We start from the raw sequence: 6576 nt of genomic DNA, 5'->3' as shown, positions 1-6576 counted from the left end.
GCATTCTACAGCAGCGCCAGTTACTGTCAAGTGATTATTTGAGAAGTTTTCAACGCTTTTCGTTCAAAAAACGCTTCAACTTCAACCACTTGCGCTGTCGATCTCTCATCAGCGGGAGGCGAATTCTACAGCGTTACACGCTGCTGTCAACACCTCTTTTACAGCGCTTCCGGGCTTCGATGAACTGAAGACCGCATCGATCTAAATCTACTTAACTCACTGAATGAAAAGGAGTTTTTCGTTTCGACCGCGTCGGAAGTGGGGCGAATTATAGGCCCATGGAATTCGCCGTCAAGGGCTATTTTCAGGTTTATTCGGATTTCAGCGTAATGCGCGCAAATGCTTTCTTCCCGGCCTGACAAACATGGGTAGCACCCAGCTTGTATATAAAGGTGCGATCAACAACCTCACCATCTATACGCACCCCCCCCGACCCTAGCAGATCGCGAGCGACCGCCGAATTCTTCACCAGACCCGCTTTATTGAGGATCGCGGCGATTGGCATGTCTTCAGCCGCCATCAACTCAATCTCCGGCAGATCATCCGGCAGTTCGCCATCCTTCATCCGATTGCCGGCACCACGGTGAGCATTGGCGGCAGCTTCCTCGCCATGGAACCGCGCAACGATTTCTTCCGCCAGCTTGATCTTGATATCACGCGGATTCGCACCCGCCTCGACATCTTGGCGAAACCGGTTGATTTCATCCATCGACCGAAAGCTCAGCAGCTCGAAGTAGCGCCACATCAGCGCATCGGGAATGGACACCAGTTTGCCGTACATCACCCCCGGAGCCTCCTGGATACCGACGTAGTTACCCAGGGACTTGGACATCTTCTTCACGCCGTCCAGACCTTCGAGCAACGGCATAGTGAGAATGCATTGCGCCTCCTGCCCATAGGCACGTTGCAACTCACGCCCCATCAGCAGATTGAATTTCTGGTCGGTGCCTCCCAGCTCAACATCGGCGCGCAACGCAACGGAGTCATATCCTTGCACCAACGGATAGAGGAACTCATGGATCGCGATTGGCTGGTTGGTGGTATAGCGCTTGTCGAAGTCGTCACGCTCGAGCATGCGCGCTACGGTGTACTGCGAAGTCAAGCGAATGAAGTCCGCCGGCCCCATCTGGTCCATCCAGGTGGAGTTGAACGCCACCTCAGTCTTGGCCGGGTCGAGAATCTTGAAGACCTGAGCCTTGTAGGTCTCGGCATTATCGAGCACTTGCTCTCGCGTCAACGGCGGACGCGTTGCGCTCTTGCCACTTGGATCACCAATCATTCCGGTGAAATCGCCAATCAGGAAGATGACCTGATGACCCAACTCCTGGAGCTGGCGCAGCTTGTTGATCAGCACCGTATGCCCCAAGTGCAGGTCCGGCGCCGTCGGATCGAAACCAGCCTTGATACGCAGCGGCTGGCCGCGCTTGAGCTTCTCGACCAGTTCCGACTCGACCAATATCTCTTCCGCACCACGCTTGATCAGCGCTAGCTGCTCTTCAACCGACTTCATAACCAACCTGCAAGGCTCAAATTCAAAGGGAACCAACCATACAAGATCGCCGCCCAAATACAAGTTTTGCCCGGCGCACGGCCAAGGTTCTGCTGGCCGGGACATGACAGACTTGCTTCAAAGATGTTTTGGTTATATTTTATACAGTTATTTCATCTTCATCATGTCATTCATCTTTTCCAATTCATCTTCTTCAAAGTCAAATTACCTATGACCACCAAGCCGTCTAAAGCACCGCCGCTTTATCCGAAGACCCACCTGCTAGCCGCCAGTGGTATCGCCGCCCTCCTCAGCCTGGCACTGCTGGTATTCCCTTCCAGCGATGTGGAAGCAAAAAAGACCACCCTGAGCCTTGAACTGGAAAGTCCTGCTGCTCAACTGGCACAAGACAATGACGCTGTAGAACTCGATCCAGCCACAAATGAAGGCAATCCATCGCCCTTCGCGCAGATCGCTAACGGTGCCGAAGACACTCAGGACACCGCCCAGACCGAGGCGACGCCAGCCCCCGAAGAGAAAAAAGCCCCCGGCCACCGGGAGGTCATCGTGGCCCGCGGCGATACACTCTCCACGCTGTTCGAGAAGGTCGGCCTGCCGGCTGCTTCAGTACATGAGGTCCTGGCCAGCGATAAACAAGCCAAGCAGTTCTCCCAGCTCAAGCACGGCCAGAAACTCGAGTTCGAACTGAGCCCTGATGGCCAACTGAACAACCTGCACAGCAAAGTCAGCAACCTGGAAAGCATCACCCTGACCAAGGGCCCAAAAGGCTTTACTTTCAATCGCGTGGTCATCATGCCCACTGTACAGTCGGCTTATGTCCATGGCGTCATCAACAGCTCCCTGTCCCTTTCGGCCCAGCGCGCAGGCATGCCCCACAGCCTGACCCGGGAAATGGCCAATGTGTTCGGCTATGACATCGACTTCGCCCAGGACATCCGCCCAGGCGACGAATTCGAGGTGATCTACGAGCAGAAGGTGGTCAATGGCAAGACCGTCGGCACCGGCAATATCCTTTCCGCCCGCTTTACTAACCGCGGCAAGACCTACACCGCGGTGCGCTACACCAACAAACAAGGCGCCAGCAGCTACTACACGGCTGACGGTAACAGCATGCGCAAGGCCTTCATTCGTACACCGGTGGATTTCGCACGTATCAGCTCGCGCTTCTCCATGGGGCGCAAACACCCGATCCTGAACAAGATCCGCGCCCACAAAGGCGTCGACTATGCAGCCCCGCGCGGCACCCCTATTAAAGCAGCAGGCGATGGCAAGGTGCTATTGGCAGGTCGCCGCGGGGGCTACGGCAACACCGTGATCATCCAGCACGGCAACACTTACCGCACGCTCTACGGTCACATGCAGGGCTTCGCCAGGGGTATTCAAACCGGCAGCAACGTCAAGCAAGGCCAGGTGATCGGCTATATTGGCACCACCGGCCTTTCCACCGGTCCGCACTTGCACTATGAATTCCAGGTCAACGGCGTCCACGTCGATCCGCTGGGCCAGAAACTGCCCATGGCCGACCCGATTGCCAAGTCCGAGCGTGCGCGCTTCCTGGCCCAGAGCCAGCCGCTGATGGCGCGCATGGACCAGGAAAAGCCCATCAAGCTCGCTTCAACCAAGCGCTGACCCATGACGCTCTATATCGGCGTGATGTCCGGCACCAGCCTGGATGGGCTGGATATCGCGCTGGTCGAGCTGAGTACACGGATCAAACTACTGGCAACTCACTACATCCCCATGCCCAGCGCCCTACGCACAGAGCTGCTCGATCTGTGCGCCAGCGGGCCGGATGAAATTGCCAGGGCCGCGATCGCCGAACACAATTGGGCGACGCTCGCCGCCCAAGGCATCAGAACTCTCCTCGCACAGCGGTTATTGATGCCAGAAGCGATTCGTGCCATCGGCAGCCATGGTCAGACCATCCGCCACGAACCCTCTCGCGGCTTTACCGTGCAAATCGGCAATCCGGCGCTGCTGGCGGAGCTGACAGGCATCAGCGTGGTCAGCGACTTCCGTCGGCGCGACGTGGCGGCCGGCGGCCAAGGCGCCCCGCTGGTTCCAGCCTTCCATGAAGCGCTGTTCGCAGAACGCCGTGGCAATCGTGCCGTGCTGAATATCGGCGGCTTCAGCAATCTGAGCCTGATCGAACAAGGCAAACCCGTCTCAGGCTTCGACTGCGGTCCCGGCAATGTGCTGCTAGATGCCTGGATCCATGACCAGCGCGGCGAGAGCTATGATCGCAACGGCCAATGGGCGGCCAGGGGCCAGGTCGAACCGACGCTGCTGCAAGCGCTGCTCAGCGACCCGTTCTTCCGGGCCACCGGGCCCAAGAGCACCGGGCGCGAAGTTTTCAACCTGAGCTGGCTGAAGCAACAACTGGGACGATTACCCAGCTTCAATGCCGAAAACGTTCAAGCCACACTGCTCGAACTGACAGCACAGACTATCATCGACTCGCTGACCAGTGCGCAGGCTGACACACAAGAGTTACTGGTATGCGGTGGCGGTGCCCATAACGCGACGCTGATGAGCCGATTGAGCCAACTGCTGCCAGGTGCCACGGTTGCCAGCACTACAAGCCATGGTGTCGATCCCGACTGGGTGGAAGCCATGGCGTTCGCCTGGCTGGCCCATTGCTGCCTTGAGGGCATCCCGACCAACCGCCCCAGCGTCACCGGCGCACGCGGCTTGCGCGTACTGGGCGCGATCTATCCCGCCTGAGCCTCTTAGCCAAAAAGCCCACACAGCAAAACGCCGCGAAGATTCGCGGCGTCAAGGGTGAGGCTGGCTGATCAATCAGATCGAGAACGACGAGCCGCAACCACAGGTAGTGGTGGCATTCGGGTTCTTGATGACAAACCGAGAACCTTCCAGGCCTTCCTGGTAATCCACCTCCGCGCCTGCCAGATACTGGAAGCTCATTGGATCGACCACCAGGCTGACGCCTTCGCGCTCGACGATGGTATCGTCATCGGCGACATCTTCATCGAAGGTGAAGCCGTACTGAAACCCGGAACAACCGCCGCCCGTAACGAATACGCGCAGCTTCAAGCGATCATTACCCTCTTCATCGACCAGGCTCTTCACCTTGTGCGCGGCACCGTGGGTGAATTGCAAAGCCGTGGGGGTGAAGGATTCGACGCTCATGCTGACTATCTCCCGGCGTTACGCCGTCATAATGCGTGATGACGCGCATTATCCACTTCTCCTAGAAAAGCGGTCAACTATTGTTAGGCTATATCAATCAATCCACACGGCATCACAGTAGGCAAAAAGCCCCACTTGCAGCCCTAACACCGCTCATCGCGGTGCGTCAGGCAGAACGCAGTACTGCGGCGTCACGACAAACCCGCTCACGACAACAGATACGCACAACCGCAAGCGCTTTAGATGAACAACGTTGCACTCGCCGGGCTTTTTTCGGTAAGCGAGATCAAGGCCTTACGGTAGCATGCCGGCATGGGACAAACCCAAGCGCTCATCCAGGCCAAACAGAATATTCAAGTTCTGTACCGCCTGGCCCGATGCGCCTTTGACCAGATTGTCGATTACCGACAACACCACCACCAGGTCACCATCCTGTGGACGATGCACCGCAATCCGGCACACGTTGGCGCCACGTACACTGCGGGTTTCCGGATGGCTGCCGGCTGGCATCACGTCGACGAACGGCTCGTCGGCATAGCGCTTTTCAAACAATGCCTGCAGGTCGACGGAACGATCCATCACGGTTGCGTAGAGCGTCGAATGAAGACCGCGAATCATCGGGGTAAGGTGAGGAATGAAGGTCAAGCCGACCTCCTGGCCCGCCGCGCGGCGCAGGCCCTGGCGGATTTCCGGCAGATGGCGATGGCCCTTGACGGCATAGGCCTTCAGGCTTTCCGAGGCTTCGGAGTACAACGAACCGACACTGGCACCGCGACCGGCACCACTGACACCGGACTTGCAGTCGGCGATCAGCCGCGAGGTATCCGCCAACCCAGCTTCGAGCAACGGCAGAAAACCCAGTTGAGTTGCAGTCGGATAGCAGCCCGGCACGGCAATCAGGCGCGCCTGCCGGATCTTCTCGCGACTCACTTCCGGCAGCCCATAGACTGCTTCGTCCAACAGCGCCGGGGCACCGTGCGGCTGGCCGTACCACCTGGCCCACTCGTCGGCATCCTGCAGGCGGAAGTCCGCGGACAGGTCGATCACCTTGGTGCCGGCAGCCAGCAACTCACCGGCCAGGGCATGGGCGACACCGTGAGGCGTGGCGAAGAACACCACGTCACAGGCCCCGAGGGTCTTGATATCCGGCACGCTGAATGCCAGGCCATCGTAATGACCGCGCAGGTTCGGATACATGTCGGCCACGGCCAAGCCAGCCTCGGATCGAGAAGTGATGACCACCACCTCTGCTTGCGGATGCTGTGCCAACAGACGCAGCAATTCGACACCGGTGTAACCCGTGCCGCCGACGATACCGACCTTGACCATGACCTGCCCCTCAACGAAACCACTGGAAAGCCCACGATAATAGGGGCCGCGCGCGCCTGCGACAACCATCAAGATGACGTGCGGACGCTCAAGCCTCTACTATTGAGCCTACCGTGAACCTGGGAATAACCAAAAATGCTCTATTTATGGCTCAAAGCTTTTCATATCGTCAGTGTCGTCTGCTGGTTTGCCGGCCTGTTCTACCTGCCACGCCTGTTCGTCTACCATGCCCAGAGCGAGGATGTCGTCAGCAAGGAGCGCTTCAGCGTCATGGAGCGCAAGCTGTACCGAGGGATCATGGGGCCGGCGATGATCGCCACGCTGATCTTCGGCGGCGGGTTGATCGCCCTTAACCCAGGCATCTTCAGCCAGGGCGGCTGGATACACGCCAAGCTGACGCTGGTGGTCGTGCTGATCGGTTACCACCATATGTGCGGCGCCCAGGTGAAACGTTTCGCCCGTGGCGAGAACACTCGCGGCCATATCTTTTATCGCTGGTTCAATGAAGTGCCGGTTCTGCTATTGCTGGCTATTGTCCTTCTGGTTGTGGTCAAGCCGTTCTAAATCCTACCAGCGTTCACTTTCGG

General features: G+C 58.1%; 7 protein-coding genes. 4 read left to right on the top strand and 3 right to left on the bottom strand.

Annotated features, from left to right (window positions below):
* Positions 1-188, top strand: a 188-nt coding sequence (locus AWM79_RS25355) for a hypothetical protein (protein ID WP_208599965.1), incomplete at its 5' end; no start/stop codon positions are given.
* A 122-nt stretch (positions 189-310) separates the two neighbouring features.
* Here the strand turns inward: AWM79_RS25355 and tyrS are convergent.
* Entirely contained in the window at positions 311-1510 is a 1200-nt protein-coding gene (gene tyrS, locus AWM79_RS00870) for a tyrosine--tRNA ligase (RefSeq protein WP_060781939.1), read from the bottom strand.
* 210 nt (positions 1511-1720) lie between these two features.
* Between tyrS and AWM79_RS00865 the strand changes: the two genes are divergently transcribed.
* Complete coding sequence (locus AWM79_RS00865) at positions 1721-3139, top strand: peptidoglycan DD-metalloendopeptidase family protein (protein ID WP_060781938.1); 1419 nt, start codon at positions 1721-1723, stop codon at positions 3137-3139.
* Between the two features lie 3 nt (positions 3140-3142).
* Entirely contained in the window at positions 3143-4234 is a 1092-nt protein-coding gene (locus AWM79_RS00860) for an anhydro-N-acetylmuramic acid kinase (protein WP_060781937.1), read from the top strand.
* Positions 4235-4309: 75 nt separating this feature from the next.
* On the opposite strand, the gene erpA is transcribed toward AWM79_RS00860, so the two are convergent.
* Both erpA and argC read right to left on the bottom strand, forming a co-directional pair.
* Entirely contained in the window at positions 4310-4660 is a 351-nt protein-coding gene (gene erpA / locus AWM79_RS00855; RefSeq protein WP_003176443.1) for an iron-sulfur cluster insertion protein ErpA, read from the bottom strand.
* A 294-nt stretch (positions 4661-4954) separates the two neighbouring features.
* Positions 4955-5989 (bottom strand): N-acetyl-gamma-glutamyl-phosphate reductase, encoded by a 1035-nt coding sequence (argC, locus tag AWM79_RS00850; protein ID WP_060781936.1) that lies wholly within the window; start codon positions 5987-5989, stop codon positions 4955-4957.
* 135 nt (positions 5990-6124) lie between these two features.
* On the opposite strand from argC, the gene hemJ reads away from it, so the two are divergent.
* Positions 6125-6553, top strand: a complete 429-nt coding sequence (gene hemJ, locus AWM79_RS00845) for a protoporphyrinogen oxidase HemJ (RefSeq protein WP_060781935.1) — start codon at positions 6125-6127, stop codon at positions 6551-6553.
* Positions 6554-6576: the final 23 nt, after the last annotated feature.

This window comes from Pseudomonas agarici, from assembly GCF_001543125.1.
Classification (GTDB): domain Bacteria; phylum Pseudomonadota; class Gammaproteobacteria; order Pseudomonadales; family Pseudomonadaceae; genus Aquipseudomonas; species Aquipseudomonas agarici.
The sequence above is the reverse complement of the archived record's forward strand: the minus strand, read 5'-3'. Positions and strand labels throughout refer to the sequence as shown.